The sequence below is a fragment of the Streptomyces sp. NPDC041814 genome (genome assembly GCF_055590565.1).
On sequence record NZ_JBVJAM010000008.1, the window covers coordinates 366,913 to 393,288 of the forward strand.

At 72.2% G+C, this 26,376-nt stretch carries 26 protein-coding genes; 14 read left to right on the forward strand and 12 right to left on the reverse strand.

Going from position 1 to position 26,376, the window contains the following annotated elements:
* The first annotated feature begins 108 nt into the window (after nucleotides 1-108).
* The 5 genes from ACZ6C6_RS22160 (at nucleotide 109) to ACZ6C6_RS22180 (ending at nucleotide 3,396) form a co-directional block, all read left to right on the forward strand.
* Nucleotides 109-267: a hypothetical protein gene (locus tag ACZ6C6_RS22160; protein WP_469204982.1), complete on the forward strand. Its 159-nt coding sequence runs from the start codon at nucleotides 109-111 to the stop codon at nucleotides 265-267.
* A gap of 11 nt (nucleotides 268-278) precedes the next feature.
* A complete protein-coding gene (locus ACZ6C6_RS22165; protein WP_469204983.1) occupies nucleotides 279-1,109 on the forward strand; it encodes an AraC family transcriptional regulator in 831 nt (276 codons plus the stop codon).
* Between the two features lie 29 nt (nucleotides 1,110-1,138).
* Complete coding sequence (locus ACZ6C6_RS22170) at nucleotides 1,139-1,678, forward strand: GNAT family N-acetyltransferase (RefSeq protein WP_469204984.1); 540 nt, start codon at nucleotides 1,139-1,141, stop codon at nucleotides 1,676-1,678.
* 100 nt (nucleotides 1,679-1,778) lie between these two features.
* Nucleotides 1,779-2,618 (forward strand): NAD(P)H-binding protein, encoded by an 840-nt coding sequence (locus tag ACZ6C6_RS22175; protein ID WP_469204985.1) that lies wholly within the window; start codon nucleotides 1,779-1,781, stop codon nucleotides 2,616-2,618.
* A 43-nt stretch (nucleotides 2,619-2,661) separates the two neighbouring features.
* The gene (locus ACZ6C6_RS22180) at nucleotides 2,662-3,396 is read left to right on the forward strand and encodes a Mut7-C RNAse domain-containing protein (RefSeq protein WP_469204986.1); all 735 of its coding nucleotides are present in this window, start codon (nucleotides 2,662-2,664) and stop codon (nucleotides 3,394-3,396) included.
* Nucleotides 3,397-3,406: 10 nt separating this feature from the next.
* Here ACZ6C6_RS22180 and ACZ6C6_RS22185 read toward each other — a convergent pair whose 3' ends face one another.
* Nucleotides 3,407-3,889 (reverse strand): MarR family winged helix-turn-helix transcriptional regulator, encoded by a 483-nt coding sequence (locus ACZ6C6_RS22185; RefSeq protein WP_469204987.1) that lies wholly within the window; start codon nucleotides 3,887-3,889, stop codon nucleotides 3,407-3,409.
* A 63-nt stretch (nucleotides 3,890-3,952) separates the two neighbouring features.
* On the opposite strand from ACZ6C6_RS22185, the gene ACZ6C6_RS22190 reads away from it, so the two are divergent.
* Together ACZ6C6_RS22190 and ACZ6C6_RS22195 are read left to right on the forward strand one after the other, a co-directional pair.
* Nucleotides 3,953-4,288: a YnfA family protein gene (locus tag ACZ6C6_RS22190; RefSeq protein ID WP_365682059.1), complete on the forward strand. Its 336-nt coding sequence runs from the start codon at nucleotides 3,953-3,955 to the stop codon at nucleotides 4,286-4,288.
* Between the two features lie 69 nt (nucleotides 4,289-4,357).
* The gene (locus ACZ6C6_RS22195) at nucleotides 4,358-5,116 is read left to right on the forward strand and encodes an SDR family NAD(P)-dependent oxidoreductase (RefSeq protein WP_469204988.1); all 759 of its coding nucleotides are present in this window, start codon (nucleotides 4,358-4,360) and stop codon (nucleotides 5,114-5,116) included.
* 33 nt (nucleotides 5,117-5,149) lie between these two features.
* Here ACZ6C6_RS22195 and ACZ6C6_RS22200 read toward each other — a convergent pair whose 3' ends face one another.
* On the reverse strand, nucleotides 5,150-6,343 hold the full coding sequence (locus ACZ6C6_RS22200; RefSeq protein WP_469204989.1) for an RtcB family protein: 1,194 nt from the start codon (nucleotides 6,341-6,343) through the stop codon (nucleotides 5,150-5,152).
* Nucleotides 6,344-6,514: 171 nt separating this feature from the next.
* Between ACZ6C6_RS22200 and ACZ6C6_RS22205 the strand changes: the two genes are divergently transcribed.
* The 3 genes from ACZ6C6_RS22205 (at nucleotide 6,515) to ACZ6C6_RS22215 (ending at nucleotide 9,787) form a co-directional block, all read left to right on the forward strand.
* Nucleotides 6,515-7,345 carry a DUF3558 domain-containing protein gene (locus tag ACZ6C6_RS22205; protein ID WP_469204990.1) on the forward strand — a complete coding sequence of 277 codons (831 nt, stop codon included), beginning with the start codon at nucleotides 6,515-6,517 and terminating at the stop codon, nucleotides 7,343-7,345.
* Between the two features lie 191 nt (nucleotides 7,346-7,536).
* On the forward strand, nucleotides 7,537-8,352 hold the full coding sequence (locus tag ACZ6C6_RS22210; protein ID WP_469204991.1) for a DUF3558 domain-containing protein: 816 nt from the start codon (nucleotides 7,537-7,539) through the stop codon (nucleotides 8,350-8,352).
* 127 nt (nucleotides 8,353-8,479) lie between these two features.
* Complete coding sequence (locus ACZ6C6_RS22215; protein WP_469205036.1) at nucleotides 8,480-9,787, forward strand: DUF2637 domain-containing protein; 1,308 nt, start codon at nucleotides 8,480-8,482, stop codon at nucleotides 9,785-9,787.
* 60 nt (nucleotides 9,788-9,847) lie between these two features.
* Here the strand turns inward: ACZ6C6_RS22215 and lysS are convergent, their stop codons facing one another.
* Nucleotides 9,848-11,608: a lysine--tRNA ligase gene (lysS, locus tag ACZ6C6_RS22220; RefSeq protein WP_469204992.1), complete on the reverse strand. Its 1,761-nt coding sequence runs from the start codon at nucleotides 11,606-11,608 to the stop codon at nucleotides 9,848-9,850.
* 133 nt (nucleotides 11,609-11,741) lie between these two features.
* On the opposite strand from lysS, the gene argS reads away from it, so the two are divergent.
* Complete coding sequence (gene argS, locus ACZ6C6_RS22225) at nucleotides 11,742-13,511, forward strand: arginine--tRNA ligase (RefSeq protein ID WP_469204993.1); 1,770 nt, start codon at nucleotides 11,742-11,744, stop codon at nucleotides 13,509-13,511.
* 40 nt (nucleotides 13,512-13,551) lie between these two features.
* Here argS and ACZ6C6_RS22230 read toward each other — a convergent pair whose 3' ends face one another.
* Nucleotides 13,552-13,977, reverse strand: coding sequence for a hypothetical protein (locus ACZ6C6_RS22230; RefSeq protein ID WP_469204994.1), 426 nt, complete (start codon nucleotides 13,975-13,977; stop codon nucleotides 13,552-13,554).
* Between the two features lie 229 nt (nucleotides 13,978-14,206).
* Here ACZ6C6_RS22230 and ACZ6C6_RS22235 point away from each other — a divergent pair, with 229 nt between their 5' ends.
* Nucleotides 14,207-14,578 (forward strand): ATP-binding protein, encoded by a 372-nt coding sequence (locus ACZ6C6_RS22235; protein ID WP_469205037.1) that lies wholly within the window; start codon nucleotides 14,207-14,209, stop codon nucleotides 14,576-14,578.
* Between the two features lies 1 nt (nucleotide 14,579).
* Here the strand turns inward: ACZ6C6_RS22235 and ACZ6C6_RS22240 are convergent, their stop codons facing one another.
* Nucleotides 14,580-15,800 (reverse strand): phospholipase D-like domain-containing protein, encoded by a 1,221-nt coding sequence (locus tag ACZ6C6_RS22240; RefSeq protein ID WP_469204995.1) that lies wholly within the window; start codon nucleotides 15,798-15,800, stop codon nucleotides 14,580-14,582.
* A gap of 255 nt (nucleotides 15,801-16,055) precedes the next feature.
* Here ACZ6C6_RS22240 and ACZ6C6_RS22245 point away from each other — a divergent pair, with 255 nt between their 5' ends.
* The gene (locus ACZ6C6_RS22245; protein ID WP_469204996.1) at nucleotides 16,056-17,312 is read left to right on the forward strand and encodes a choice-of-anchor A family protein; all 1,257 of its coding nucleotides are present in this window, start codon (nucleotides 16,056-16,058) and stop codon (nucleotides 17,310-17,312) included.
* A 42-nt stretch (nucleotides 17,313-17,354) separates the two neighbouring features.
* Here the strand turns inward: ACZ6C6_RS22245 and ACZ6C6_RS22250 are convergent, their stop codons facing one another.
* Entirely contained in the window at nucleotides 17,355-18,770 is a 1,416-nt protein-coding gene (locus tag ACZ6C6_RS22250) for a helix-turn-helix domain-containing protein (protein WP_469204997.1), read from the reverse strand.
* Nucleotides 18,771-19,099: 329 nt separating this feature from the next.
* Here ACZ6C6_RS22250 and ACZ6C6_RS22255 point away from each other — a divergent pair, with 329 nt between their 5' ends.
* Nucleotides 19,100-19,813: a DUF4232 domain-containing protein gene (locus ACZ6C6_RS22255; RefSeq protein ID WP_469204998.1), complete on the forward strand. Its 714-nt coding sequence runs from the start codon at nucleotides 19,100-19,102 to the stop codon at nucleotides 19,811-19,813.
* Here the strand turns inward: ACZ6C6_RS22255 and ACZ6C6_RS22260 are convergent.
* The 6 genes from ACZ6C6_RS22260 to ACZ6C6_RS22285 form a co-directional block, all read right to left on the reverse strand.
* Nucleotides 19,807-20,220 (reverse strand): DUF3224 domain-containing protein, encoded by a 414-nt coding sequence (locus ACZ6C6_RS22260; RefSeq protein ID WP_469204999.1) that lies wholly within the window; start codon nucleotides 20,218-20,220, stop codon nucleotides 19,807-19,809. The genes ACZ6C6_RS22255 and ACZ6C6_RS22260 overlap by 7 nt on opposite strands.
* A 44-nt stretch (nucleotides 20,221-20,264) precedes the next feature.
* Nucleotides 20,265-21,260 (reverse strand): porphobilinogen synthase, encoded by a 996-nt coding sequence (gene hemB, locus ACZ6C6_RS22265; protein WP_469205000.1) that lies wholly within the window; start codon nucleotides 21,258-21,260, stop codon nucleotides 20,265-20,267.
* 123 nt (nucleotides 21,261-21,383) lie between these two features.
* A complete protein-coding gene (locus ACZ6C6_RS22270) occupies nucleotides 21,384-23,051 on the reverse strand; it encodes a bifunctional uroporphyrinogen-III C-methyltransferase/uroporphyrinogen-III synthase (protein ID WP_469205001.1) in 1,668 nt (555 codons plus the stop codon).
* Nucleotides 23,048-24,010 carry a hydroxymethylbilane synthase gene (gene hemC, locus ACZ6C6_RS22275; protein WP_469205002.1) on the reverse strand — a complete coding sequence of 321 codons (963 nt, stop codon included), beginning with the start codon at nucleotides 24,008-24,010 and terminating at the stop codon, nucleotides 23,048-23,050. Before hemC ends, ACZ6C6_RS22270 begins: the two co-directional genes overlap by 4 nt.
* The gene (locus ACZ6C6_RS22280) at nucleotides 24,007-25,401 is read right to left on the reverse strand and encodes a glutamyl-tRNA reductase (protein WP_469205003.1); all 1,395 of its coding nucleotides are present in this window, start codon (nucleotides 25,399-25,401) and stop codon (nucleotides 24,007-24,009) included. Before ACZ6C6_RS22280 ends, hemC begins: the two co-directional genes overlap by 4 nt.
* Nucleotides 25,398-26,165 carry a redox-sensing transcriptional repressor Rex gene (locus tag ACZ6C6_RS22285; RefSeq protein ID WP_073968765.1) on the reverse strand — a complete coding sequence of 256 codons (768 nt, stop codon included), beginning with the start codon at nucleotides 26,163-26,165 and terminating at the stop codon, nucleotides 25,398-25,400. The genes ACZ6C6_RS22280 and ACZ6C6_RS22285 overlap by 4 nt, the downstream gene beginning before the upstream one ends.
* Nucleotides 26,166-26,376: the final 211 nt, after the last annotated feature.

Below are 26,376 nucleotides of genomic sequence, written 5' to 3' on the forward strand. Positions count from 1 at the left end.
CACCTGTAGGCCACCCATATCCAGCCACTCAATGGCCGAAGAATGATCTTCAGTCGCCCCGCCCGCCCTGCCGATGCAGGAGGCACCGCCCTCCCGAAGGAGGCTGCCATGGGCGACACACTCCTGACCCTGTCCATCCCCGCGCTGCTCCTCGCCAGCGGCCTCTACACGGTGGCGAGCACCTGGTGGCGGCGCAGGCACCCCGCGCCGCCGTCCCCCTACACCCAGCAGGCCGCCGGTCTGGCCGAGGACCGGGAGCACTCGTAGGATCTGCCGTCGTGGCCGGTCACCACGGCCCCCGGCGCGACACCCGGGGCATCGTCGACGCGCCCGAGCTGTTCGCGCACGTACAGTTCCGGCGCCGCGAGCCCGCGCCCGGGCTGCGGCGCCATCTGGAGCACTACTGGCTGATCGACTGGGACCTCGCCCAGCCGTACGCCTCGCACCTCGTCCCGCACCCGAGCGTCAACCTCGTCTTCGCGCGCCACGCGGGCTGCGGCGACGAGGACGCGGGACACGCCGAGGTCGCGGGCATCGGCCTGGAGCTGTTCACGCAGAAGCTGGAGGGGCGCGGGCGGGTCTGCGGGGTGCAGTTCCGGCCGGGCGGATTCCGGCCGTTCGCGCCCGGGGCGCCCGTCTCGCGGTGGACGGGCCGACGGCTCCCCGCGGCCGACGTGTTCGGGCCACCGGGGCCGCCCGCCCCGCCCGCCGCCGTGCTCGACCCGGCGGACGAGGACGACCGGGTCGCCGCGCTCGACGCGTATCTGCTGGCGCTCGCCCCCGAGCCCGACCCCCGCGCCGACCTCGCCATGGCCCTGGTGGACCTCGTGCGCACCGACCGCACGATCCTGCGCGTCGGCGGACTCGCCCGCGCCGAGGGTGTGTCGGCGCGCTCGCTGCAACGGCTGTTCGCCGCGTACGTGGGGGTCGGCCCCAAGTGGGTCATCCTGCGCTACCGCATCCACGAGGCGCTGGAGCGCGCCGCGACGGACCCGGACGTGGACTGGGCGGCCCTCGCCGCCGACCTCGGTTACAGCGACCAGGCGCACCTGGTACGGGACTTCACGGCGACGCTCGGCGTACCGCCCACGGCGCTGGGCACCCGCTGACTGTCGGTGCCGCGGCCTACAGTGCGCCCATGACCTCTGTGCAGCGCGCCGCGGCCTCGTCCGTACGCATCGAGCCCTGGTCCGACGACGACCTGGACCTGCTCCGCCGGGCCAACGCACCGGAGCTGATGGCCCATCTGGGCGGGCCCGAGACGGAGCAGCAGCTCATGGCCCGCCATGCCCGTTACGTCGCGCTCAGCGCCGACCGGACGGGCCGGGGCCGGATGTTCCGCGTCGCCCTGGCCGAGGGGGCGGAGGCCGTGGGCACCATCGGCTTCTGGGAGCGGACCTGGCGGGACCAGGAGGTGTACGAGACGGGCTGGACGGTCCTGCCGGAGTTCCAGGGCCGGGGCATCGCCTCGGCCGCGACCCGCGCGGTGGCCGACGCGGCGCGCGCCGAGCGCAAGCACCGCTATCTGCACGCCTATCCGTCCGTGGAGAACGGCCCGTCGAACGGCGTCTGCCGCAAGGTGGGCTTCACGCTGCTCGGCGAGTGTGAGATCGAGTACCCGCCGGGCCATCCGCTCCTGACCAACGACTGGCGGCTGGACCTGCGCCCGGACGCCTGACGCCGGGGCCGGTCTTATGCGTTTGACGGGTGCCGCCGCCTCCTGGATATTTACCTGCGTCGCGCAACCTATGCGCGGCGCACCTACCCTGAGGAGATCCATGCTCACGCTCGTCACCGGATGCCGAGGCCGCGTCGGCGCCGCGCTCACCACCCTGCTCCACCAGGGCGGCCACCCCGTCCGCGCCGCCTCGCGCAACGCAGCCGAACTCTCGCTGCCGCCCGGGATCCCCGCCGTGACCTGCGACCTCGGCGACCCCGGCACGTTCCCGGCCGCCCTGGAGGGCGTCGACTCCGTCTTCCTGTACGCGGAGCCCGCGCACATCGACGCCTTCGTCACCGCCGCCAGGGCCGCCGGAGTACGCCACATCGTGGTGCTGTCCTCCAGCTCGGTCCTGGTTCCCGACCCGTCGGCCAACCCGATCGCCGCCGCGCACCACGCGGTGGAGCAGGCGCTCCTCGCCTCACCGCTCACCACGACCCTGCTGCGCCCCGGCGCCTTCGCCACCAACGCCTACGGGTGGGCGGCGGCGTTCCGCTCCGGGCACCCCGTCGACCTGCCCTTCCCCCGCAGCGAGGGCAGCCCGGTCCACGAGGCGGACCTCGCCGAAGCCGCCCTCGCCGCGCTCACCGACCCCGCCCTCCAGGGCGCCGCGTACCACCTCACCGGACCGGAATCCCTCAGCGCCGCCGAGCAGGTCCGCGTCCTGGCCGACGCCACCGGCACCCCGGCCGCCGTCAACGAGGTGACCCCGGCCGCCTGGAAGGAAGCCATGGCGCCCTTCATGCCGGCCGAGGTCGCCGAAGGGCTGCTCGCCTACTGGGCGGCCACCGACGGCATCCCCGCCGAGGTGGCCGACGGGGTCGAGAAGCTGACCGGCCGCCCGGCCCGCACCTTCGCCGCCTGGGCCGCCGAGCACGCCGCCGCCTTCCGGCCCTGAAATCCGCAGGCGGCGCGCCCGCCCCCGATGGCATCCTGACCGGGTGAACGGACCGGAGATCCACCTCGAAGTCGCCCCCGAGCTCAGGCTCTTCGTGGCCCACGGCCGCCGGCAGGGGCGGACGACGGTGACCACCGACGGCTCGTCCACGCTCGGCCATGTCGTCGAGTCCCTGGGCATCCCGCTCACCGAGGCCGGCGAACTCCTCGTCGACGGCCGCCCCGCCCCCGCCTCGCACATCCCGGCCGCCGGGGAACTGGTCGAGGTCCGCCCCGTGTCCCGCCCGCAGCAGGTGCCCGGGGCGCCCCTGCGCTTCCTGCTCGACGTCCACCTCGGCACCCTCGCCCGGCGGCTGCGGCTGCTCGGCGTCGACGCCGCGTACGAAAGCGAGGACATCGGCGACCCGGCCCTGGCCGCGCTCTCCGCGAAGGAGCGGCGCGTCCTGCTCTCCCGGGACCGGGGGCTGCTGCACCGCCGGGAGATCTGGGCCGGGGCGTACGTCTACAGCGACCGGCCCGACGAGCAGCTGCGGGACGTCCTGGAGCGGTTCGCCCCGGCGCTCGCCCCGTGGACCCGGTGCACCGCCTGCAACGGCCCGCTGACGGAGGCCGACAAGGACACGGTCGGCCCGCACCTGGAACACGGGACGCGCCGTACGTACGACGTGTTCGCGCAGTGCGTGGAGTGCGGGCGGGTCTACTGGCGGGGCGCGCACCACGCCCGCCTGGAGGAGATCGTCGCGGAAGCGGTCCGCGACTTCGGCCCGGTGGCGGGCTGAGGCCCGGGACTCAGGCGTCGCCCTCCCGCAGCCGCGCGATCTGCGCCGTGCTCAGCTCCACCGTCCGCCGCATGTGGCCGAGCAGCAGGGCCACCTCGTCGTCGTCGTACGCCTCGAACAGCGCGTCCCAGCCGCCGTGCAGCCGCTGCCACACCGCGCCGAACTCCGCCATGCGCTCGGGCACGGTCGCCACGAGCACCCGCCGCCGGTCCGCGGTGTCCCGCGCCCGGGTCACGTAACCCGCCCGCACGAGGCGGTCCACCAGCCGGGTCGCCGAGCCGGTGGTGAGCCCGGTCAGCTCGGCGACGCGCCCCGTGGTGACGGGCCCCGCCTCCAGGCTGAGCAGGTTCAGGCACTGGAGGTCGGTCGGGTGCAGCCCCAGCCGGTCGGCGACGGCCTGGTTGAACAGCGCGTACGCGGCCATGTAGCGCCGCGACACGACGGACAGCTCGGCCAGCAGGGTGCTGCGGCGGGGGGACGGCTTCGGCGGCATGCGGAGAGTGTACGAAGCCCCAGGTCACCGCACGGGCTCGCCGGCTCGTGACACCCTGCTCCCATGTCCGTGCTCCGCTCCGTCGCCCTGTTCGTCCTCGCCGCGCTCTTCGAGATCGGCGGCGCCTGGCTCGTCTGGCAAGGCGTGCGCGAGCACCGCGGGTGGGCCTGGATCGGCGCGGGGATCATCGCGCTGGGCACATACGGCTTCGTGGCGACGCTCCAGCCGGACGGCGAGTTCGGGCGGGTGCTCGCGGCGTACGGCGGGGTCTTCGTGGCGGGCTCCATCGCCTGGGGCATGGCCGCCGACGGCTACCGGCCGGACCGCTGGGACGTGACCGGCGCGCTGGTCTGCCTGGCCGGGATGGCCCTGATCATGTACGCCCCCCGCAACCACTGATCCCGGCCCGGCCTGCCTATCCTGGCCCCGTTCGACCGTACCGTTCAGCCGTCCGAGGAGAGCCCGACCATGGCCGCAACCCCCATCGCCGTCGTCACCGGAGCGAGCAGCGGCATCGGCGCCGCGACCGCCCGGCAGCTGGCGGCCTCCGGCTACCGCGTCGTGCTCACCGCCCGCCGCAAGGACCGCATCGAGGCCCTGGCCGCCGAGATCACGGAGGCCGGCCACCAGGCGACGGCCTACGCGCTGGACGTCACCGACCGCGCGGCGGTGGACGAGTTCGCCACCGCGTTCCGCAGCCTGGCCGTCCTGGTCAACAACGCGGGCGGCGCGCTCGGGGCCGACCCGGTCGCCACGGGCGACCCGCAGGACTGGCGCCAGATGTACGAGACGAACGTCATCGGCACGCTCAACGTGACCCAGGCCCTGCTCCCCGCGCTCACCGCGAGCGGCGACGGCACGGTCGTCATCCTCTCCTCGACGGCCGGCCTCTCCACCTACGAGGGCGGCGGCGGTTACGTGGCCGCCAAGCACGGCGAACACGTCCTGGCCGAGACCCTGCGCCTGGAGATCGTCGGCACCCCCGTCCGCGTCATCGAGATCGCCCCGGGCATGGTCAAGACCGAGGAGTTCGCCACCACCCGCTTCCGCGGCGACACGGACAAGGCCGCCAAGGTCTACGCGGGCGTGGACGCCCCCCTCACCGCCGACGACGTGGCCGACACGATCAACTGGGCGGTCACCCGCCCCAGCCACGTCAACATCGACCTCCTGGTGGTCCGCCCCCGCGCCCAGGCGTCCAACTCGAAGGTGCACCGCACGGCGTGAGGACAGCGGGGCCGGGGCGTCCCGGCCCCGGCCTCAGCCCTTCACGCAGATGACCTGCTTCAGCTTGGCGACGACCTCGACCAGATCGCGCTGCTGGTCGATGACCTTCTCGATCGGCTTGTAGGCGCCCGGGATCTCGTCCACGACCCCGGAGTCCTTGCGGCACTCGACGCCCCGCGTCTGGTCCTCCAGGTCCTTGGTGGAGAACCGCTTCTTCGCGGCGTTCCGGCTCATCTTGCGGCCGGCGCCGTGCGAGGCCGAGTTGAAGGACTTCTCGTTGCCGAGACCCTTCACGATGTACGAGCCGGTGCCCATGGAGCCCGGGATGATCCCGTAGTCACCGGAGCCGGCCCGGATCGCGCCCTTGCGGGTGACGAGCAGGTCCATACCGTCGTACCGCTCCTCCGCCACGTAGTTGTGGTGGCAGGAGATGACCGGTTCGAAGGTGACCTTGGCCTTCTTGAACTCCTTGCGGACGACGTTCTGGAACAGCGCCATCATGACCGCGCGGTTGTGCTTCGCGTACTCCTGCGCCCAGAACAGGTCGTTGCGGTACTCCCGCATCGGCGGGGTGTCCGCGAGGAAGACCGCGAGGTCACGGTCGACGAGGCCCTGGTTGTGCGGCAGCCCCTGCGCCCGGCCGATGTGGAAGTCGGCCAGTTCCTTGCCGATGTTCCGCGAGCCGGAGTGCAGCATCAGCCAGACGGAACCCGACTCATCAAGACAGAACTCGATGAAATGGTTTCCCGACCCGAGCGTTCCCATCTGCTTCGTGGCGCGTTCCTGACGGAATTTGACCGCTTCGGCCACTCCGTCGAACCGCGCCCAGAAGTCGTCCCAGCCCCCGGCCGCCAGGCCGTACAGGCCGGACGGGTCGACCGGGTCGTCGTGCATTCCGCGGCCGACCGGGATGGCCTGCTCGATCTTCGAGCGGAGGCGGGACAGGTCGCCGGGGAGGTCGTTCGCGGTCAGCGACGTCTTCACCGCGGACATCCCGCAGCCGATGTCCACGCCGACCGCCGCCGGGCAGACCGCGCCGTGCATCGCGATCACCGAGCCGACCGTGGCGCCCTTGCCGAAGTGGACGTCGGGCATGACGGCCAGGCCCTTGATCCAGGGCAGCGTGGCGACGTTGCGCAGCTGCTGCATCGCCACGTCCTCGACCGACGCGGGGTCGGTCCACATCCGGATGGGAACCTTCGCACCCGGTACCTCTACATACGACATAGCTCCTCGATTCCCCCGAAAAAGTCTGAAAGCGCAAAACCGGCGCCAAGATCGGCAAATGAGTCGGCCGACCGGCGTTCACAGCGGCGCGTGCGATACACATTGTGTCCATCGGCCGCCATCGGGCGGCAACCGTTTTTCGCACGAAGGGAGCCCAGGACCGTGCGACGAATGGCGTACGCGACCGGCGCCGTGCTCATCGCAGCGCTCGCCGCCGGCTGCACCGGCGGTTCCGGAAGCGAAGATTCCCCGCCCGACGGCAAGCCGAGCACCCCGGTCGAATCCTCCGCTCCCCCGGGTAAGTACCGCACCCTCCCCGACGCCTGCCGCGCCATCCCGCGCGCCACCCTCAAGGACCTGCTGCCCGGCACCGCCGACATGCCGGAGGCCCAGCAGGACAAGGTGTTCCAGGGCGCCGCCACGGTCACGTACGACACCGACCGGCGGATCGGCTGCCGCTGGAAGTCCGACGCCCCCGAGGGCACCCGCAGCATCCACCTGGACTTCGAGCGCGTCGTCTCCTACGACACCGCCGTGAGCGACGACGACCGCGCCCGCGAGGTGTACGCGAAGAAGGAGACCGCCGCCGACCTGCCCGACGCGGGCCTGCCGCCGGAGTCCCCCGACGCCTCCCCGTCCGGCTCCGGCTCCCCGGACGCGGGCACGGAGGACCCGGACGGCCCGGAGAGCACGGACGGCGCGGAGGACAAGGGCGCGACCGGCGACACCGACGGCACCACCTCCGGCAGCCCCGCCGACACCCTCCAGCCCCGGCTGCTCGACAAACTGGGCGACAGCGCGTTCCTGGACGACGCGCTCAGCCGGGCCGGCGCCCCCGCCCGCCACCGCACCGTGAGCGTGGTGTTCCGCACATCCAACGTCATCGTGACCGTCGAGTACACCGCGCAGCCGGCCATGCCCAGCGAGGTCCCCGACAGCCAGGAACTCCAGGAGAAGGCCCAGGCACTGGCCCGTCAGCTGACCGATTCGTTCAACGGCTGACACCGCCTGCCGGCCCGCCCGGACCGCCCGCGCACCGCTCCCCGCGCCCACCGGCGGAGGCGGCATCCGGTCGCCGTCCGTCGTACCGTGGCCCTCCGGAGCCCCCGGCGGCCGAGCGCCGCCGCCTGTCTCCGCACGGCTACCGCCGCACCACCGTCCCCCGACCGCCGCGCCATCCGAGTGAAGGAACCATGCACCGATCAGCCCCGCGACTCTCCCGCATACTCGCCTGCGCCGCCGTCCCGGTGATGCTCGTCGTCGCCGGCTGCTCGTCGGACTCCGGCGACAAGAAGGAGGCGGACTCCACCGCCTCCGCCGCACCGGACGCGACGAAGTCGGAACCGGCCGTCGAGCCGGCGAAGTTCGCCGAGCTGCCCGACCCCTGCAAGGCGGTCGAGGCGAAGACCGTCAAGTCCCTGGTCCCCTCGGCCAAGAGCAAGAACGGCACGCTCAGCAAGTCCAGCGACACGTCCGTCCGCGGCGGCTGCTCCTGGAACGGGCTGGCCGACAAGGGGGTCAAGGGCTCCCAGTACCGCTGGCTGGACGTCGGCTTCACCCGCTTCGCCTCGGACCAGACCCTGGGCAGCGGGGCCGCCCGCGCGGGCGAGGAGTTCGACAAGCAGGTCAAGAAGACCGAGGCGGCCGACGGCGCGAAGAACGTCAAAACCGGGTCCGTCAGCGGCATCGGCGACCAGGCCACGAAGATCGCGTACGACCAGTCCAAGACGGACGAGGACTTCCGGTTCACCACGATCGTCGCCCGCACGGGGAACGTCGTCGTGGTCGTCAACTACAACGGAGCGGGTTACGCCGGTTCGAAGACGCCTGACGCGGAGACCATCCTGAAGGGCGCCACGATGGCGGCCAAGGACGCGGTCGCCGCCGTCGCCGACGCGAACGCCGGTGGCGCCGAAAGCCCCGAGGCGACTGACAAGGCGTCCGACGACTCGTCCAAGAAGCCTTCCAAGAAGCCCAGTTCGTCGGCCAAGTCGAAGTCTTCGGACTGACACCGGAGGCCGCCCCGGCCCCTCCCCCCGCGACACCCCTCGCACACATGTGCCAGGCTGTGCCCGCCGGAAACAAGCCACCGGCGACGAGGACAAGGGAAAAGGGAGGGGATGGGGGGTGGCTGCGATGCAGCTGACGCGCACGCACCGGGTGCTGATCGGTCTGGTCGTGGCCGGTGCGGTGCTGATCGCCGCGATCGGCTTCGCCGGTTCGTACGCCGCGGTGCGCGAGCTGGCCCTGAGCAAGGGGTTCGGGGACTTCTCGCTGGTCTTCCCGATCGGCATCGACGCGGGCATCTGCGTCCTGCTGGCCCTGGACCTGCTGCTCACCTGGCTGCGCATCCCGTTCCCGCTGCTGCGCCAGACCGCCTGGCTGCTGACGGCCGCGACGATCGCGTTCAACGGCGCCGCCGCCTGGCCCGACCCGCTCGGCGTCGGCATGCACGCGGTCATCCCCGTCCTCTTCGTCGTCGCCGTCGAGGCCGCCCGCCACGCGGTGGGCCGGATCGCGGACATCACGGCCGACAAGCACATGGAGGGCGTCCGCCTCACCCGGTGGCTGCTCTCGCCCATCCCCACCTTCCGGCTCTGGCGCCGCATGAAGCTGTGGGAGCTCCGCAGCTACGAGCAGGTCATCAAGCTGGAGCAGGACCGGCTCATCTACCAGGCCCGCCTCCAGGCCCGCTACGGCCGCTCCTGGCGGCGCCGGGCCCCCGTCGAGTCCCTGATGCCGCTGCGCCTCGCGAAGTACGGCGTCCCGCTCGCCGAGACCGGCCCCGCGGGCCTGGCCGCCGCGGGCATCGAACCGGCCCTCCTCCCTCCGGCCCCGGACCCGGCGCCGCTGCCGGAGCCCGTGCCGGAGCCGCTGCCCCGGGCCGCCCCCGCCGTGGAGACGGCCCAGCAGCACCCGGAGCTGCCGCAGACGGCGGCCCCGGAGGAATGGCAGCAGGCCCCCGCGCAGCCCGCCACCGACGAGAACGACAACCCCTGGTTCCCGGCGCAGGCGACCGCCAAGGTGTACGAGGGCACGTACGACCCGGACTTCGAGGTCGACGTCCCGGTCCCGCACCAGGTCCCCACGGGCCCCGGCGGCCGCACCCGCCCGCTGGGCAACGTGGGCACGGTCGGCAGCACCGTCCCCGGCGGGCAGCCCGGGCAGATCCCCGTACCGGAGGCCGTGCCCGTACCGGAGCCCGTCCAGGAGTCCGCGCAGCAGTGGACGCAGGAGGACGAGGAGTTCGCCGAGATCGCGTACGAGGTGTTCTCCGCGTTCATCGCCGAGAACAACGACTACCCGAGCGTCGCGGTGCTCGACATACACCTGACGGACGGGCACAACGTCCGCCACCCGCGCAGCGAGGCGCTGATCCGGCAGCTGATGCCGGCGTTCAAGCAGCGCTACCACGCGGAGCTGGAGGCCGACCACATCGCGTGAGCGCGCCACGCACGAGGGGCCGCCTCCCCTGCGGGAGACGGCCCCTCGGCGTATCCGTGGTTACGCGCCCAGCAGCCGGCGCACCCGGTCCGCCCCCACCGCGAGCAGCAGCGTGGGCAGCCGCGGCCCCGTCTCGCGGCTGACGAGCAGCCGGTAGAGCAGGGCGAAGAAGGACCGCTGGGCGGTCTTCAGCTCGGGCGTCGGCTTGGCGTCGGGCTCAAGCCCCGCGAGGACCTTCGGCACGCCGTAGACCAGCGTCGTCAGGCCGTCGAGGGACCAGTGCGTGTCCAGGCCCTCCAGGAGCAGCCGCAGCGACTCGCGCCCCTCGTCGTCCAGCGAGCCGAGCAGCTCCTTGTCCGGCTCGTCGCGCACGATGGTGCGGGCCTCGGCCGGGACCTGCGTGGTGATCCAGCTCTCCGCGCGGTCGAGGCGCGGGCGGGCCTCGTCCAGCGAGGTGAGCGGGTTCGCCGGGTCCAGCTCGCTGAGGATGCGCAGCGTCTGGTCCTCGGCGCCCGCGGTGATGTCGGCGACCGAGGCGAGCGTGCGGTACGGCAGCGGGCGCGGCGTGCTCGGCAGCTCGCCGGCGGCCGTGCCGACCGCGCGGGCGTACGCGGCGGCGTCGGCCGGGAGGACCGTGCCGTCGGCGACCTTGCGGGCCAGCGAGTCCCACTCGTCGTAGAGCCGCTGGATCTCCTGGTCGAAGGCGATCTTGAAGGACTGGTTGGGCCTGCGGCGGGCGTAGAGCCAGCGCAGCAGCGGGGCCTCCATGATCTTCAGGGCGTCGGCCGGGGTGGGCACGCCGCCCTTCGAGGAGGACATCTTGGCCATGCCGGAGATCCCGACGAAGGCGTACATCGGCCCGATCGGCTGGACGCCGTCGAAGACCTCGCGGACGATCTGGCCGCCGACGACGAACGAGGAGCCGGGCGAGGAGTGGTCGACGCCGCTGGGCTCGAAGATCACGCCCTCGTACGCCCAGCGCATGGGCCAGTCGACCTTCCAGACCAGCTTGCCGCGGTTGAACTCGCTGAGCCGGACCGTCTCGGCGAAGCCGCAGGCGGTGCAGGTGTAGTTCAGCTCGGTGGTGTCGTCGTCGTACGAGGTGACGGTGGTGAGGTCCTTCTCGCAGTTGCCGCAGTAGGGCTTGTACGGGAAGTAGCCGCCGGAGCCGCCGCTGCCGTCGTCCTCGCCGGCCGCGCCGGAGCCGGCCTCGGCCTCCAGCTCGGCCTCGTCCACCTTCTTCTGCTGCGGCTTCTTGCCGCCCTTGCCGGCCGCCGCCGGGTCCTTCTTGGTGCGGTAGCGGTCGAGGATGGCGTCGATGTCCGCGCGGTGGCGCATGGCGTGCAGGATCTGCTCGCGGTACGTGCCCGCGAGGTACTGCTCCGTCTGGCTGATCGGGTCGTACTCGACGCCCAGCTCGGCCAGCGACTCGGTCATGGCGGCCTTGAAGTGCTCGGCCCAGTTCGGGTACGCGGACCCGGCCGGGGCGGGCACCGAGGTCAGCGGCTTGCCGATGTGCTCGGCCCAGGACGTGTCGACGCCGGGGACGCCGTTCGGCACCTTGCGGTAGCGGTCGTAGTCGTCCCAGGAGATCAGGTGGCGCACGGTGTGACCGCGGCGGCGGATCTCGTCGGCGACCAGGTGCGGGGTCATGACCTCGCGGAGGTTGCCCAGGTGGATCGGGCCCGACGGGGAGAGGCCGGAGGCGACGACGACCGGTTTGCCAGGCGCACGACGCTCCGATTCGGCGATGACCTCGTCCGCGAAGCGGGAGACCCAGTCGGTCTCGGTGCTGCTCTGACTCTGAGCCACGGTCGGCACGTCCTTCTCTCGTGTAGGACTCGTAGGGGCACCGCCCATTCTCCCAGGTGCGGGCCGCAGCACGAAAACGGCTTTACGCCCCGTGGGATACTGGACCGATCCTCAGTCCTCTACGGAAACGGCAGCCAGACTCATGGCCTCGGTCACTTCCCTCGCTTCCACGCTCCAGCAGCAGCTGGCGGACGCCCTGACGGCAGCACTGCCGGATGCGGGCACCGCCGATCCGCTGCTGCGCCGAAGCGACCGGGCCGATTTCCAGGCCAACGGCATCCTGGCGCTCGCCAAGAAGCTCAAGGGCAATCCGCGCGAGCTGGCCGCCCAGGTCACCGACGCGCTCCCGGCCTCGGACCTGATCAAGGACATCGAGGTCTCGGGCCCCGGCTTCCTGAACGTCACGCTGACGGACCGGGCGATCACTCAGACGCTGGCCGCGCGCGCCGCCGACGGCGACCGGCTCGGCGTCCCGGCGGACGAGGCGGCGGGCACCACCGTCGTCGACTACGCCCAGCCCAACGTGGCCAAGGAGATGCACGTCGGCCACCTGCGGTCCGCGGTGATCGGTGACGCGATGGTGCGGATCCTGGAGTTCACCGGCGAGTCCGTGGTCCGGCGCCACCACATCGGCGACTGGGGCACGCAGTTCGGCATGCTCATCCAGTACCTCGTGGAGCACCCGCACGAGCTGGACCACGAGGGCGGCAAGGACGACGGCGAGGCCGCGATGTCCTCGCTGAACCGGCTCTACAAGGCCTCCCGGGCCCTGTTCGACTCGGACGAGGAGTTCAAGGCGCGCTCCCGGGACCGGGTCGTCGCGCTCCAGGCGGGCGACGCGGAGACGCTGGCCATGTGGCAGCGGTTCGTGGACGAGTCGAAGATCTACTTCTACTCGGTCTTCGACAAGCTCGACATGGAGATCTCCGACCCCGACATCGTCGGCGAGTCCGGCTACAACGACATGCTGGAGGAGACCTGCCGCATCCTGGAGGAGACGGGCGTCGCCGTCCGCTCCGAGGGTGCGCTGTGCGTCTTCTTCGACGACGTGCTGGGCCCCGACGGCAACAAGGTCCCGCTGATCGTCAAGAAGACGAACGGCGGCTACGGCTACGCGGCGACCGACCTCTCCGCGATCCGGGACCGGGTGCAGAACCTCAAGGCGGACACCCTGCTGTACGTGGTGGACGCGCGGCAGTCGCTGCACTTCAAGATGGTCTTCGAGACGGCCCGCCGGGCGGGCTGGCTGAACGACGGCGTGAAGGCGCACCAGCTCGCGTTCGGCACGGTGCTCGGCAAGGACGGCAAGCCGTTCAAGACCCGTGAGGGCGTCACGGTCCGGCTGGAGGACCTGCTGGACGAGGCCGTCGAGCGGGCGACCGCCGTGGTCCGGGAGAAGGCCGGGAAGGTGGGCCTGTCCGAGCAGGAGATCGTGGAGAACGGCCGGTACGTCGGCGTGGGCGCCGTGAAGTACGCGGACCTGTCGACCTCCGCCGTGCGGGACTACAAGTTCGACCTGGACCAGATGGTGTCGCTGAACGGCGACACCTCGGTGTACCTCCAGTACGCGTACGCGCGCATCCAGTCGATCCTGCGCAAGGCGGGCGACGCGAAGCCGGTCGCGCACCCGGAGCTGGAGCTGGCCCCGGCCGAGCGGACGCTGGGCCTGCACCTGGACCAGTTCGGCGAGGTGCTGGCCGAGGTGGCCGCCGGTTACGAGCCGCACAAGCTGGCCGCGTACCTCTACCAGCTCGCGTCGCTCTACACGACGTTCTACGACCAGTGCCACGTGCTGAGCGAGGACAACCCGGCCGAGGTCGTCGAGAACCGGCTGTTCCTCTGCGACCTCACCGCCCGCACCCTGCACCGGGGCATGGCGCTGCTCGGCATCCGGACGCCCGAGCGGCTCTGAGACGGCGGGGGCGGGGCCTGCGCGGCCCCGCCCCTCTCCTCTACTCCGGCCGCCCCAGCGCCCACCCCGATACGTCGGAGAGCCGGCCGCGCCACAGGGGCAGTCGCAGCGGGGCCGTGCCACCGCAGACGAGTGCCGCGTCCCGCAGGTGGATCCACCGGGGCAGGAAGCCGATGTCCTCGTCCGCCTGCGCCTCCTTGATCCCCTGGTCCACCGTCTCGGGAAATTCCGCGAGGAGGTTCGCTCCCTCGCCCTCCACCTGACGCAGGCTGAGCGCCCATTCCGCCTTCCACGCGTCGTGGCCGATCACCTCGCCGTGGAGCACCCCGGAGGGGACGGTCAGCGTCAGCGGCAGACCGGACCGGGGCTCACGGTCGAGCAGTTGGATCAGCAGCTGGAGCTGGAGATCGGGGACCGGCTGGGTGACCAGGAGTGCGTTTCGGACGGGGTCGGCGGGGTCGGTCATCTGCTGTTCCCTTCGGCCGCGGCCACTCCGGCGCCCTGGTGGGCCGGAATTTCCTTGCCCCGTATGCCCCGGGCGAGCGTGCTCAACCGCCTGCCCCCCGTACGGGAAAAAGGCCGGATACGCCCGGGACCCGAGGGAAGAAGAAGAACTCAGACCGTTCGCCGATCATTCTCCGGGGGAGCACATGACTGACCTCGATTCCGCGGCGGTGTCTCCCTCGCCGCACGCGATGACAGCGACCGAGCCCCCGCCGTCCAGGGCCGCCGAGGCCCGGGCGGCGGCCAAGGCGTTCGTGGCGACACTGGACCCGCGGCCGGCTGCGACGACCATCCAGGATCTGCTGCTCCTGGTGTCCGAGCTGGTGACGAACGCGATCCGGCACGCGGGCGCGGTGACCGCGCTGGCCTTCGGGGCGGACGCGGACACGCTGTACGTACGGGTCGCCGACCCCAGTTTCGACCGGCCGCAGCAGCGGACCCCGGATCTTCGCGGGGGCACGGGGGGCTTCGGCTGGCCCCTGGTGCTGAGGCTGTCCAAGAGGACCGAGATACGCGATCATCCGCAGCAGGGCAAGGTCATCCTCGTCGCGATGGCGCGCTGACTCACAGGAAGCGGCGCAGCGGCCGTACCGACGTCTCGCGGAGCCGCTGCGCGAGGGACCTGCGCCGCCACCTCCGGCCCTCGATCCGCTCGCTCACTTCCAGGTCCTCCGCGAAGTGGCCGTCGAGCGTCGCGGTGAGTTCCCGGTCCAGGACCGCGAGCATGACCTCCTCGTCGTGGTCCAGGGAGCGGCGGTTGATGTTCGTGGAGCCGATGAGCGCGGCGACCCGGTCGACGGTGACGATCTTGGCGTGCATCATCGTCGGCCGGTACTGGTAGATCTTCACGCCGCACGCCGTCAGCCGCTCGTAGTACAGCTGCCCGGCGAGCTGGCAGACCCGTTTGTCGGTGTGCGGGCCCGGCAGCAGGATCTCGACCTCGACCCCGCGCCGCGCCGCCGCGCACATCAGCTCCACGAAGAAGGCGTCCGGGGCGAAGTAGGCCGTGGCGATCCTGACGCGTTCCTCGGCGGTCTCCAGGACGACCCGGAGCAGGGTCTGCATGTCCTGCCAGCCCATGCTGGCCGAGCCCCGCACGACCTGCACCACGGCGTCGCCCTGCGGCGGGATGTGCCGGAACCGGTCGCGTGCGTCGAAGAGTTCGTCGTGGCACTCGGCCCAGTTCTGCGCGAAGGCCGCGGCGAGTCCGTCGACGGCCGGGCCCCGTACGCGGACGTGCGTGTCCCGCCACTCGTTCTCGTTCCGCGCGTCGCCGCACCACTCCTCGGCGATCCCGACGCCGCCGGTGAACGCGGTCTCCTCGTCCACCACGAGGACCTTGCGGTGGCAGCGGTGGTTCTGCTTCAGGGGTGAGAGGTAGAGCGGCTTGCGGAACCACGCGACCTGGACGCCCGCGTCCTCCATGGCCCGCAGCTGGTCCTTCTCTATGAGCCTGCTGCCGAATCCGTCGAGCAGCAGCCGCACCCGCACCCCGGCGCGGGCCCGCTCGGCCAGGGTGGCGGCGAACTCCCGCGCGATGTCGCCGCGCCAGTAGACGAACGTCATCATGTCCACGGTGTGCTCGGCGCGGCGGATGCCGTCCAGCATCGCGGCGAAGATCGCGTCCCCGTTCCGCAGCGGGACCAGTTCGTTCCCCTCGGTGGCGGCGATCCCGATGAGCCGTTCCAGCCGCCGTCTGAGGCGCTGCGCGCGCTCCACGAGGGCGGTATCGGCAACGGGGTCCGCTGTCCGCAGTTCCGGTCTGTCGTCGGTGCCGCTGGTCATGCCGTCGCTCCTCGAAGGGGGTGGGTGGCTCGGGGCAGTGACCGTCTTCCCCGAGACGGGGGCGATATGACCGCACCCACCGCCGTACGCCACTCCGAGAACCGGGCGGCGTTCACCGGGCACCTGGGACGCTGAACTCCGTAACCAATGGGGGCCGATGCCCTCATTGGTCTTGACCAATTTCCCCAAGTATGAGAATCATGGCCGGAGTCGCCACAGAACCTTCATAACTGCTCCGCAGGAGACCCACGCACCATGCGCATACCGACCTCCGCCGCCCTCGCGGCGCTCGGCGGTGCCCTCGTTCTCGGGCTCACCGTCGCTCCGGCCGCTCAGGCCGCTCCCGCCTCGGCGGACTGCACGACCGACGCCTTCGGAATCGCCGGGAAGTACGGCGAGTTCGTCCTCGGGGACGACGTCCACTCCCCCGACGCGGAAGGCGCCGTGGCGGTCGGTGGGAACGCCGACTTCAAGGGCGGGTTCAGCGTCGGCAACGAGCTGACGGCCGCCCAGGTAGACGCGCTGCCCGGCCGGGCGTCGCTCGTCGTACGCGGCGACCTGGTCAACGGCGGTTCCGCCACCGTCGTCATGAAGGGCAACGCCGTCGTCGGCGGCGAGGTCAAGGACCGCGCGGTCGAGATGCACAACGGCACCTTCAGCAAGAAGGCCGATCTGATCGACTTCGACGGCGAGTTCGCGAAGCTCCGGTCGTACTCGGACGCGCTGGCCGAGGAGTCGGCGACCTCCGGCGCCACGGTGGACCTCGACGGCAACCGGCTGACGCTGACCGGCACGGACACCGGCCAGAACGTGTTCCCGGTCGAGGCGTCGCAGCTGGAGAAGGCGAAGGAGGTCTTCGTCAAGGTCCCGGCCGGGGCGACGACGATCGTCAACGTCACCGGCCAGACGTACGACATGGCGACCGCCGGTACGACGGGCTTCTTCCTGTCGGGCGGTCAGGACTTCGTCCTGGACGACAAGCTCCAGAGCGCGCAGGACGGCGCGGTCCGCGCCAAGCTGCTGTGGAACTTCCCGAACGCCACGAAGATCGTCAAGAACAGCCAGGCCGCCTGGCCGGGCAGCGTCCTCGCCCCGTACGCGCACCTGGAGCTCGGCAACGCCGCCCCGGTCAACGGCTCGGTGTGGGTGGCCTCGCTGCACGGCTCGGGCGGCGCGGAGACGCACCACTTCCCGTTCACCGGCTGCCTGCCCGAGGTGCCCGGCACCCCGAAGCCCAGCACGACGCCGAGCGGCACGCCCTCCACGACGCCCCCGGCGACCACCACCCCGTCAGCCTCGGTCCCGCCGGCCGGCAGCGCGACGCCGTCCGGCACCCCGTCGGGCACGACGACGCCGGGCGCCCCGGTCCCGTCCGCCAGTCCGTCTCAGCCCGAGGGCGACCTGGCGACGACCGGTAGCGGCAACATGGTCCCCATCACCGTCGGAGGCGCCGTGGTCGTCGCCGCCGGTGCGGGCCTCGTGGTCGTGGCCCGCCGCCGCAAGCGCGCCTGACCCGGCTGAGCGGCACGCGCCCCGGGAAGGGCCGCGTGCCGCTCAGCGCTTCTCCCAGACCGAGGTGTCGTAGCGGTAGTAGTACTCCGGGCGCCCGGCGATGCTGCTCGTACGGAACGGCTTGCCGCCGTCGTCCACGCGCAGCGTGCCCGTACGGCCGCCGCTGGACCAGTCCAGCTCCAGGTACCAGCTGACGTCGTGCCCCTCCACGTGCGCGTCGAGGTCGAAGACCTCCACATCGCTGGAGGACACCCGGAACGGGAAGTCCTTGGCGGGGACGGTCTCGTCGCCCTGCTGCCCGGCGACCGGCTTGAGCGCCGGGCGGCTGTCGTCCAGGTCGATGTCGAAGGACTGGGGCTCGATGCCGCTGCCGCAGCCCTCGCCCATCGAGAACGCCGGCTGCTGCACGGGCGCCCGCCGGCTCAGCGCCTTCACCCGGAGCCCGGTCAGGACGACGGCCTGCTCGGAGGTGCCCTGCACGGTCAGCTCCAGCTTCATGGAGCCCCCGTCCACCCCGCCGAGCGCCCGCGCCCAGCCCCGGGTGCTGTTGGGCGACGGCGGGGGCGGCACGGTCGCCGGGTCCTGGCCCAGCAGGTAGAACTGCCCGCAGGGCTCCTCCCAGTTGTACGAGCTGATGGTCACCGTGGGCGGCCGTCCCGGCCCGCCTCTGGGCGCGCCGGTGGTGCGCGAGGCGGACGGCGACGTCCGTGCGGTGGGACTGGCCGAACCCGTGGTCGCGGAGGCGCTGGGCCGCTTCGACGCGCTGACCGAGGGCGAGGGGCTGTACGGGGACGGGGAGACGGCGCCGGCGTCCTTGCCCGCCGTCGTGCCGCTCGCACCCGGGGCGCCCGCGGCCGCTTCCGAACCGGTCTGCTTGAGCCGGCCGATGACGACGGCGGTGGGCACGGTGAGCGCGACGACGGCCGCGGCGGCGAGGAGGACGCGCGTACGGGCGGAGGCCCGGCGCCAGCGGGAGGGCGCGGGCCCTTCGCGTACGGGCCCGCGGTCCACGGGCCCGGACTTCACGGCCTCCGGCGCCACGGGCTCGGGCTCGGCGGGCGCGGCCCGCACCGGCTCCGGCTTCGCGGGCTCCGGCTCCGACGCCACCGGCTCCGGCCTCGCGGGCTCCGGCCCGGGCGCCACCGGCTCGGGCGCCACCCCCTCCGGCTTCGCGGGCTCCGCCGGAGCAGACGCTTCCGCTCTCCCCCGCCCCCGCGCCGCGTCCGCCAGGATCCACCGGCGGTGGACCTCCACCAACTCGTCGGCCGTCGCCCCGCACAGGCGCGCGAACCGCTCCACGGGCGCGAACTCACCCGGCACCGCGTCCCCGTTGCAGTACCGGTGGAGCGTCGACGTACTGACGTGCAAGCGGCCCGCGAGCACCCCGTAGCTGCGTCCCGAACGATCCTTCAGTTTCTTCAGCAGGCCCGCTAGTTCCTCGGCCTCCGGCGTCGCCACTGCGGCGTTCCCCCTCCTGGTCCGTCCCGGATCACCGTTCCAGGGACGTGGAATCTGCCCAGGTCACAGTACGCGCAGGCATTCCAGCATCCCCAATGGTGCGGCGGGCGTTGCGGCCGGAATCCGTCGTGCCACAAGCTCGGACCACACCACAGCGACAACGGGGGCCGACCAGTGCGAACCCTCTTCCGCATCGAGCTGGCCGATGCGCTGGCGATCGGAGTGCTGATCGTGACGACCGCGATCGTCCTGCTCCTGATCTGCCGGAACTGACCATGCCGGCACGACCGAACACCCTTCACGACCGAACACATACGGGGAGTACCACCATGCGCAGCAACCGCAGCATCCGCACCACCGTCCTCGCGGCGACCGCCGTGCTCGCCGCCCTCTCGCTCACGGCGTGCGGCGGGGACGACGGCACCGACGCGAAGAAGCCCGCGGCGTCCGTCCAGGCCACCGACGGCACGTCGTCGGCCGCGCCGGACAAGGACTCGACGGCCGCCACGGACACCGAACCGGCCGCCGACACCACGAAGCCCGCCGAGAAGCCTGCCGAGAAGACCGCGGAGCCCGCCGGAAAGCCGGTGTCCAAGCCCCAGCCGAAGCCGCAGCCCAAGTCCGCGGTCACCTGCACCGGCGCGAACACGAGGGTCACCGTCACCGAGGTGAGCCGCCCGGTCAACCACCTGCTGCTCACGGTCACCAACACGGGCGACCGCCCCTGCTACGCGTACCACGCGCCGATGCTCCGCTTCGACGGCGCGCAGGCGGTCTTCCGGGTGCTCCGGGACAGCAAGCCGCAGGCCGTGGTGACGCTGGCCCCGGGCCGGTCCGCATACGCCGGGATCGGCCTGACGGGCGAGCCGAACGGCGGGAAGCCGTACCCGAGCAAGCACCTCGGCGTCACCTTCGCCGACCGCGCCGACGCCCCGCTCAACGGCTCCCCGGTCGAGCTGACCCTGCCCGCCGGGACCTACTGGGACGACAACGGCTTCGTCACCTACTGGCAGAGCGAGATGGCCGACGCGCTCGTCTACTGACCGCCCAGCTCGAAGTCGAACCAGATCCGGTGCGTGCCGTCCTCCTCGACGGCGATCCCGCCGCCCCCGCTGATCCCGGCGAGGGCGGCGGTCCCGCTCCCGGGCGCGATCAAGAAGAACTCATGGGTGCGGTCGCCGCCGCTGGTGGCGGCCACGTGCACGAAGTTGAACGTCCCCTCGTGCCCGGCGAGCGCGCCCTCGAAGGACTCCATGGCGACGTACGTACCGACCCCCGACTCCTGGTCGAACGCGGAGGTGAACAACGTCGTGGACCGCCCCGCCACCTCCCCCTCGAAGGTCTTCACGATGGTCGCCACCCCGACGGGCAGCGCGGTGACCACCTCGGGCTCGGGCTTCAGCTCGGAGGGGATGAACGAGTTGACGGTGAAGGTTCCGGAAGCTCTCATGCGCCCGATCGTAGGGGCGGGGTACGACAGTTGACGGCCGCCGCTCAGCCCCGCAGCCGCTGCGCGACCTCCGTGGCCCAGTACGTCAGGATCAGCTGGGCGCCCGCGCGGCGGATGCCCGTCAGGCTCTCCATGATCGCCGCGTCCCGGTCGATCCAGCCCTTCTCGGCGGCGGCCTCGATCATGGAGTACTCGCCGCTGATCTGGTACGCGGCCACCGGCACGTCCGACGCCTCCGCGACCTTGGCCACGATGTCCAGGTAGGGACCGGCGGGCTTGACCATGACCATGTCCGCGCCCTCTTCGAGGTCGAGCGCCAGCTCGCGCAGCGACTCGCGGATGTTGGCCGGGTCCTGCTGGTACGTCTTGCGGTCGCCCCTGAGCGAGGAGCCGACGGCCTCGCGGAACGGGCCGTAGAAGGCGGAGGAGTACTTCGCGGTGTACGCGAGGATCGAGACGTCCTCGTGCCCCGTCTGGTCGAGCGCGTCGCGGATGACACCGACCTGCCCGTCCATCATCCCGCTGGGGCCGACCACATGGGCGCCCGCGTCGGCCTGGACCTGGGCCATCTCCGCGTACCGCTCCAGGGTGGCGTCGTTGTCGACGCGGCCGTCCCCGGTCAGCACACCGCAGTGGCCGTGGTCGGTGAACTCGTCCAGGCACAGGTCCGACATGACGATGAGGTCGTCGCCGACCTCCTCGCGCACCGCGCGCAGCGCGACCTGGAGGATGCCGTCCGGGTCGGTGCCCGCCGTGCCCCGGCCGTCCTTCTTCTCGTCCAGCGGGACGCCGAAGAGCATGATCCCCGAGACCCCGGCCGAGACCGCCTCTACGGCCGCCTTCCGCAGGGTGTCCAGGGTGTGCTGCTGCACGCCGGGCATGGCCGAGATCGCGACCGGGGCGTCGATGCCCTCGCGGACGAACGCGGGCAGGATCAGGTCGGCCGGATCGAGCCGTGTCTCGGCGACCATCCGCCGCATCGCGGGGGTCGTCCGCAGCCGACGGGGCCGCGAGCCGGGGAAGTTTCCGTACACAGTCATCCTTCGAGCGTAGACCCGCGCGCCCCCCGCTCTTACCGACACCGGTACCGGAAAAGCGCCCGGAAAGCGGCGGGGCCCGCCCGCCTCACGAAGAGACGGACGGGCCCCGGGCACCGCTCGGGATCAGGTCGTCGTACGCCGTCTGCGCGCACCCGGACGCCGCTCGCTCGGCCGGGTCACCGGGTCACCGGCCTCCCGCGCCGCGTCCCGGCGCCGCGCGCCGAACTCCGCCAGCGCCTCGGCCAGCTTGTGCACCGAAGGCTCCGGCGACAGGACGTCCACGCGCAGCCCGTGCTCCTCGGCGGTCTTCGCCGTGGCGGGGCCGATGCAGGCGATGACCGTCACGTTGTGCGGCTTGCCCGCGATGCCGACCAGGTTGCGCACGGTCGAGGACGAGGTGAAGAGCACCGCGTCGAAACCGCCGCCCTTGATCGCCTCGCGGGTCTCGGCCGGCGGCGGCGAGGCGCGGACCGTGCGGTACGCGGTGACGTCGTCGACCTCCCAGCCGAGCTCGATCAGCCCGGCCACCAGGGTCTCGGTGGCGATGTCGGCGCGCGGCAGGAAGACGCGGTCGATCGGGTCGAAGACCGGGTCGTACGGCGGCCAGTCCTCAAGGAGACCGGCGGCGGACTGCTCGCCCGACGGCACCAGGTCCGGCTTCACGCCGAAGTCGATCAGCGCGGCGGCGGTCTGCTCGCCGACCGCGGCGACCTTGATCCCCGCGAAGGCCCGCGCGTCGAGCCCGTACTCCTCGAACTTCTCCCGGACGGCCTTCACGGCGTTGACGCTGGTGAAGGCGATCCACTCGTACCGGCCGGTGACCAGGCCCTTGACCGCCCGCTCCATCTGCTGGGGCGTACGCGGCGGCTCGACGGCGATCGTCGGCACCTCGTGCGGCACGGCGCCGTAGGACCGCAGCTGGTCGGAGAGCGAGGCCGCCTGCTCCTTCGTACGCGGCACGAGGACCTTCCAGCCGAACATCGGCTTGGACTCGAACCACGCGAGCTGGTCGCGCTGGGCGGCGGAGCTGCGCTCCCCGACCACGGCTATGACCGGCTGGTGCCCCTCCGGAGAGGGGAGCACCTTGCCCTGCTTGAAGACCTGGGCGATCGTCCCGAGGGTCGCCGTCCAGGTGCGCTGGCGCGTCGTCGTGCCGCCGGCCGTCACGGTCAGCGGGGTGTCGGGCTTGCGGCCCGACGCGACCAGCTCACCGGCGGCCGCGGCCACCGCGTCGAGCGACGTCGAGATGACGCACGTGGCGTCGCTCGCGCCGACCTCGCTCCAGCAGCGTTCGGTGGCCGTACGGGCGTCGACGAACCGTACGTCCGCGCCCTGCGCGTCCCGCAGCGGCACCCCGGCGTACGCGGGCACCCCGACGGCGTTCGCGACGCCCGGGACGACCTCGAAGGGGATGCCGGCGGAGGCGCAGGCCAGCATCTCGGCGGCGGCGTTCCCGTCCAGGCCGGGGTCGCCGGCCACGGCACGGACGACCCGCCTGCCGCCCTTCGCGGCCTCCATGACAAGATTGGCCGCATCCCTGAGAACGGGCACTCCGGCGGCTGTTGACTGCGCGTCAACAACCGCCAGCTCAGGGGTGCTTACCCCTGCCCGCGCATGGCAGCGGACGACGCCGAGAACATCCGGTTCGGCGACAAGGACGTCCGCGCTCGCAAGCGCCTCGACGGCGCGCAGGGTCAGCAGTCCGGGGTCGCCGGGACCGGCGCCGAGGAAGGTGACGTGCCCTGCGGAGTGGACCGGGAAATCGGATGCGGCGGGGCCGGTGGGGCTCAAAGTGCTCGCTCCCCCATAAGACCGGCCGCACCCTTGGCAAGCATCTCGGCCGCGAGTTCGCGACCGATCGCCGCCGCGTCGTCGTGCGACGTGGGAACGGGACCGGTGGTGGACATCTGCACCAGCGAGGCACCGTCGGTGGAACCGACGACACCGCGCAGGCGCAGTTCGTTGACAGCCTGACCGTCGGCGAGGAGGTCGGCCAGCGCACCCACGGGTGCGGAGCAGCCGGCCTCCAGGGCGGCGAGCAGGGCACGCTCGGCGGTCACGGCGGCCCGGGTGTACGGGTCGTCGAGCTCGGCGAGCGCGGCGGCGAGGTCGGCGCTGCCGGCAGCGCACTCGATCGCCAGTGCTCCCTGGCCGGGAGCGGGCAGCACGGTGTCGACCGGCAGGAAGTCGGTCACCTCACCGCTGCGGCCCAGACGGCTGAGCCCGGCCGCGGCGAGAACCACGGCGTCCAGCTCACCGCTGCGTACGAACCCGATCCGGGTGTCGACGTTGCCGCGGATCGGAACGGTCTCGATGCCGAGGCCGTGGCTTCGGGCGTACGCGTTGAGCTGGGCCATGCGCCGCGGCGAGCCGGTGCCGACGCGGGCGCCGGACGGCAGCTCCGCGAAGGTCAGCCCGTCCCGGGCGATCAGCACGTCGCGCGGGTCCTCGCGCACCGGCACGGCGGCCAGCACCAGGCCCTCGGGCTGCGCGGTCGGCAGGTCCTTGAGCGAGTGGACGGCGAAGTCCACCTCGCCGCGCAGCAGCGCCTCGCGCAGCGCGGCGACGAACACGCCGGTCCCGCCGATCTGCGCCAGGTGCTCCCGGGAGGTGTCCCCGTACGTGGTGATCTCCACGAGTTCGACGGCGCGCCCGGTCACCTCGCTGACCGCATCGGCGACGTGGCCGGACTGGGCCATCGCGAGCTTGCTGCGCCTGGTCCCCAGTCGCAGGGGTGAGTTGTCGGTCATGACCGCCCTCGATTCGGGTCGTTCAGGTCTGCCCGGGAGACGGCGGCGACCGTCTGCGGGTCGAGGTCGAAGAGTTCGCGCAGCGCGTCCGCGTACCCGGCGCCGCCGGGCTCGCTGGCGAGCTGTTTGACCCGCACGGTGGGCGCGTGCAGGAGCTTGTCGACCACGCGGCGCACGGTCTGCGTGATCTCGGCGCGCTGCTTCTCGTCCAGGTCGGGGAGGCGCCCGTCCAGCCGGGCGATCTCGTCCGCCACCACACCGGCGGCCATCGTGCGCAGGGCGACGACGGTCGGGGTGATGTGGGCGGCGCGCTGGGCGGCCCCGAAGGCGGCGACCTCGTCGGCGACGATGGTGCGCACCTGGTCCACATCGGCGGCCATCGGGGCGTCGGCCGACGCCTCCGCGAGCGACTCGATGTCGACGAGGCGCACACCGTCGAGGCGGCCGGCCGCCACGTCGATGTCGCGCGGCATGGCGAGGTCCAGCAGCGCCAGGCGCTCGGGTCCGGTGGACTGCGCCGGGATCAGGCCGCTCGCCGGATCGGGCACGTGGTCCACGCCGACCGCCCCGGCGACGGTCTCGGCGGTGAGCACGAGTCCGGTGGCGCCGGTGCAGGAGACGGCGATGTCGGCACGTGTCAGTTCGCCGGTGACCTCGGCCATCTCCACGGCCCGGGCGCGCACCCCCGTACCGCCGGGCTGGTTCAGGATCTCGACCAGGCGGTCGGCGCGGGCCCGGGTGCGGTTGGCGACGGCGATCTCGGCGACGCCGGAGCGGGCCAGCGTCGCGGCGGCCAGCGAGGACATGGAGCCGGCGCCGATGACGAGGGCGCGCTTGCCCTTGGCCCAGGCGGCGGTGTCGGGGCCGCCGGCGAGCTGTTCCAGGCCGAAGGTGACGAGCGACTGCCCGGCCCGGTCGATCCCGGTCTCGCTGTGGGCGCGCTTGCCGACGCGCAGGGCCTGCTGGAAGAGGTCGTTGAGCAGCCGCCCCGCGGTGTGCAGCTCCTGGCCGAGGGCGAGCGCGTCCTTGATCTGGCCGAGGATCTGGCCCTCGCCGACGACCATCGAGTCGAGCCCGCAGGCCACCGAGAACAGGTGGTGGACGGCCCGGTCCTCGTAGTGCACGTAGAGATACGGAGTCAGCTCGTCGAGACCGACGCCGCTGTGCTGGGCGAGGAGCGTGGACAGCTCGGCGACGCCCGCGTGGAACTTGTCCACGTCGGCGTACAGCTCGATGCGGTTGCAGGTGGCGAGGACGGTGGCCTCGGCGGCGGGCTCGGCGGCCAGGGTGTCCTGGAGCAGCTTGGCCTGGGTGTCGGCGGCCAGCGAGGCGCGCTCCAGTACGGAGACGGGGGCGCTGCGGTGGCTCAGACCCACGAGGAGCAGGCTCATGCCGGCATCACGGCGGGCATGTCCCCGTCGGGTCCCTTCCGGCCGGTGGTGGTGGCGCGCACGGGCGGCGCGGCCGGGTCGGGCGCGGTGTCGACGCCCTCCTCACCGGCCTTGCGCTGCTCGTGGAAGGCGAGGATCTGGAGCTCGATGGAGAGGTCCACCTTGCGCACGTCGACGCCCTCGGGCACGGAGAGGACGGTCGGCGCGAAGTTGAGGATCGAGGTGACACCGGCGGCGACGAGCCGGTCGCACACCTGCTGGGCGGCGCCGGGCGGGGTGGTGATCACACCGATGGAGACGCCGTTCTCGCTGATGATGCGGTCGAGGTCGTCGGCGTGCTGCACGGGGATGCCCGCGACGGGCGTACCGGCCATGGCCGGGTCGGCGTCGATGAGCGCGGCGACGCGGAAGCCGCGCGAGGCGAAGCCGCCGTAGTTGGCGAGGGCCGCGCCGAGGTTCCCGATGCCGACGATGGCGACCGGCCAGTCCTGGGTGAGGCCGAGCTCACGCGAGATCTGGTAGACGAGATACTCGACGTCGTAGCCGACGCCGCGCGTCCCGTACGAGCCGAGATAGCTGAAGTCCTTGCGCAGCTTCGCGGAGTTGACCCCCGCCGCCGCGGCGAGCTCCTCGGAGGAGACCGTGGGGACCGAGCGCTCGGAGAGCGCGGTCAGCGCGCGAAGATACAGCGGAAGTCGGGCGACGGTGGCCTCGGGAATTCCTCGGCTACGGGTCGCCGGTCGGTGATTTCGGCCAGTTGCCACGGTGCTCCTGCGGGATGAGCGGGGCTTTAGGCGGCCGTATGTCCCAAGACCGCCCCGTCGAATGCAGGCTATGTCTTTGTGAACGCGTGCACAAAGATAGTGTCCGGTTTGTCCGGTCAAAGTGACCGGGGTCACGCACATCCGTCGCGCGATCCAGGAACCATGGATCGCATCAGCCCGTTGCAGGCCCGAAGGGGGCAAAGCGGTACAC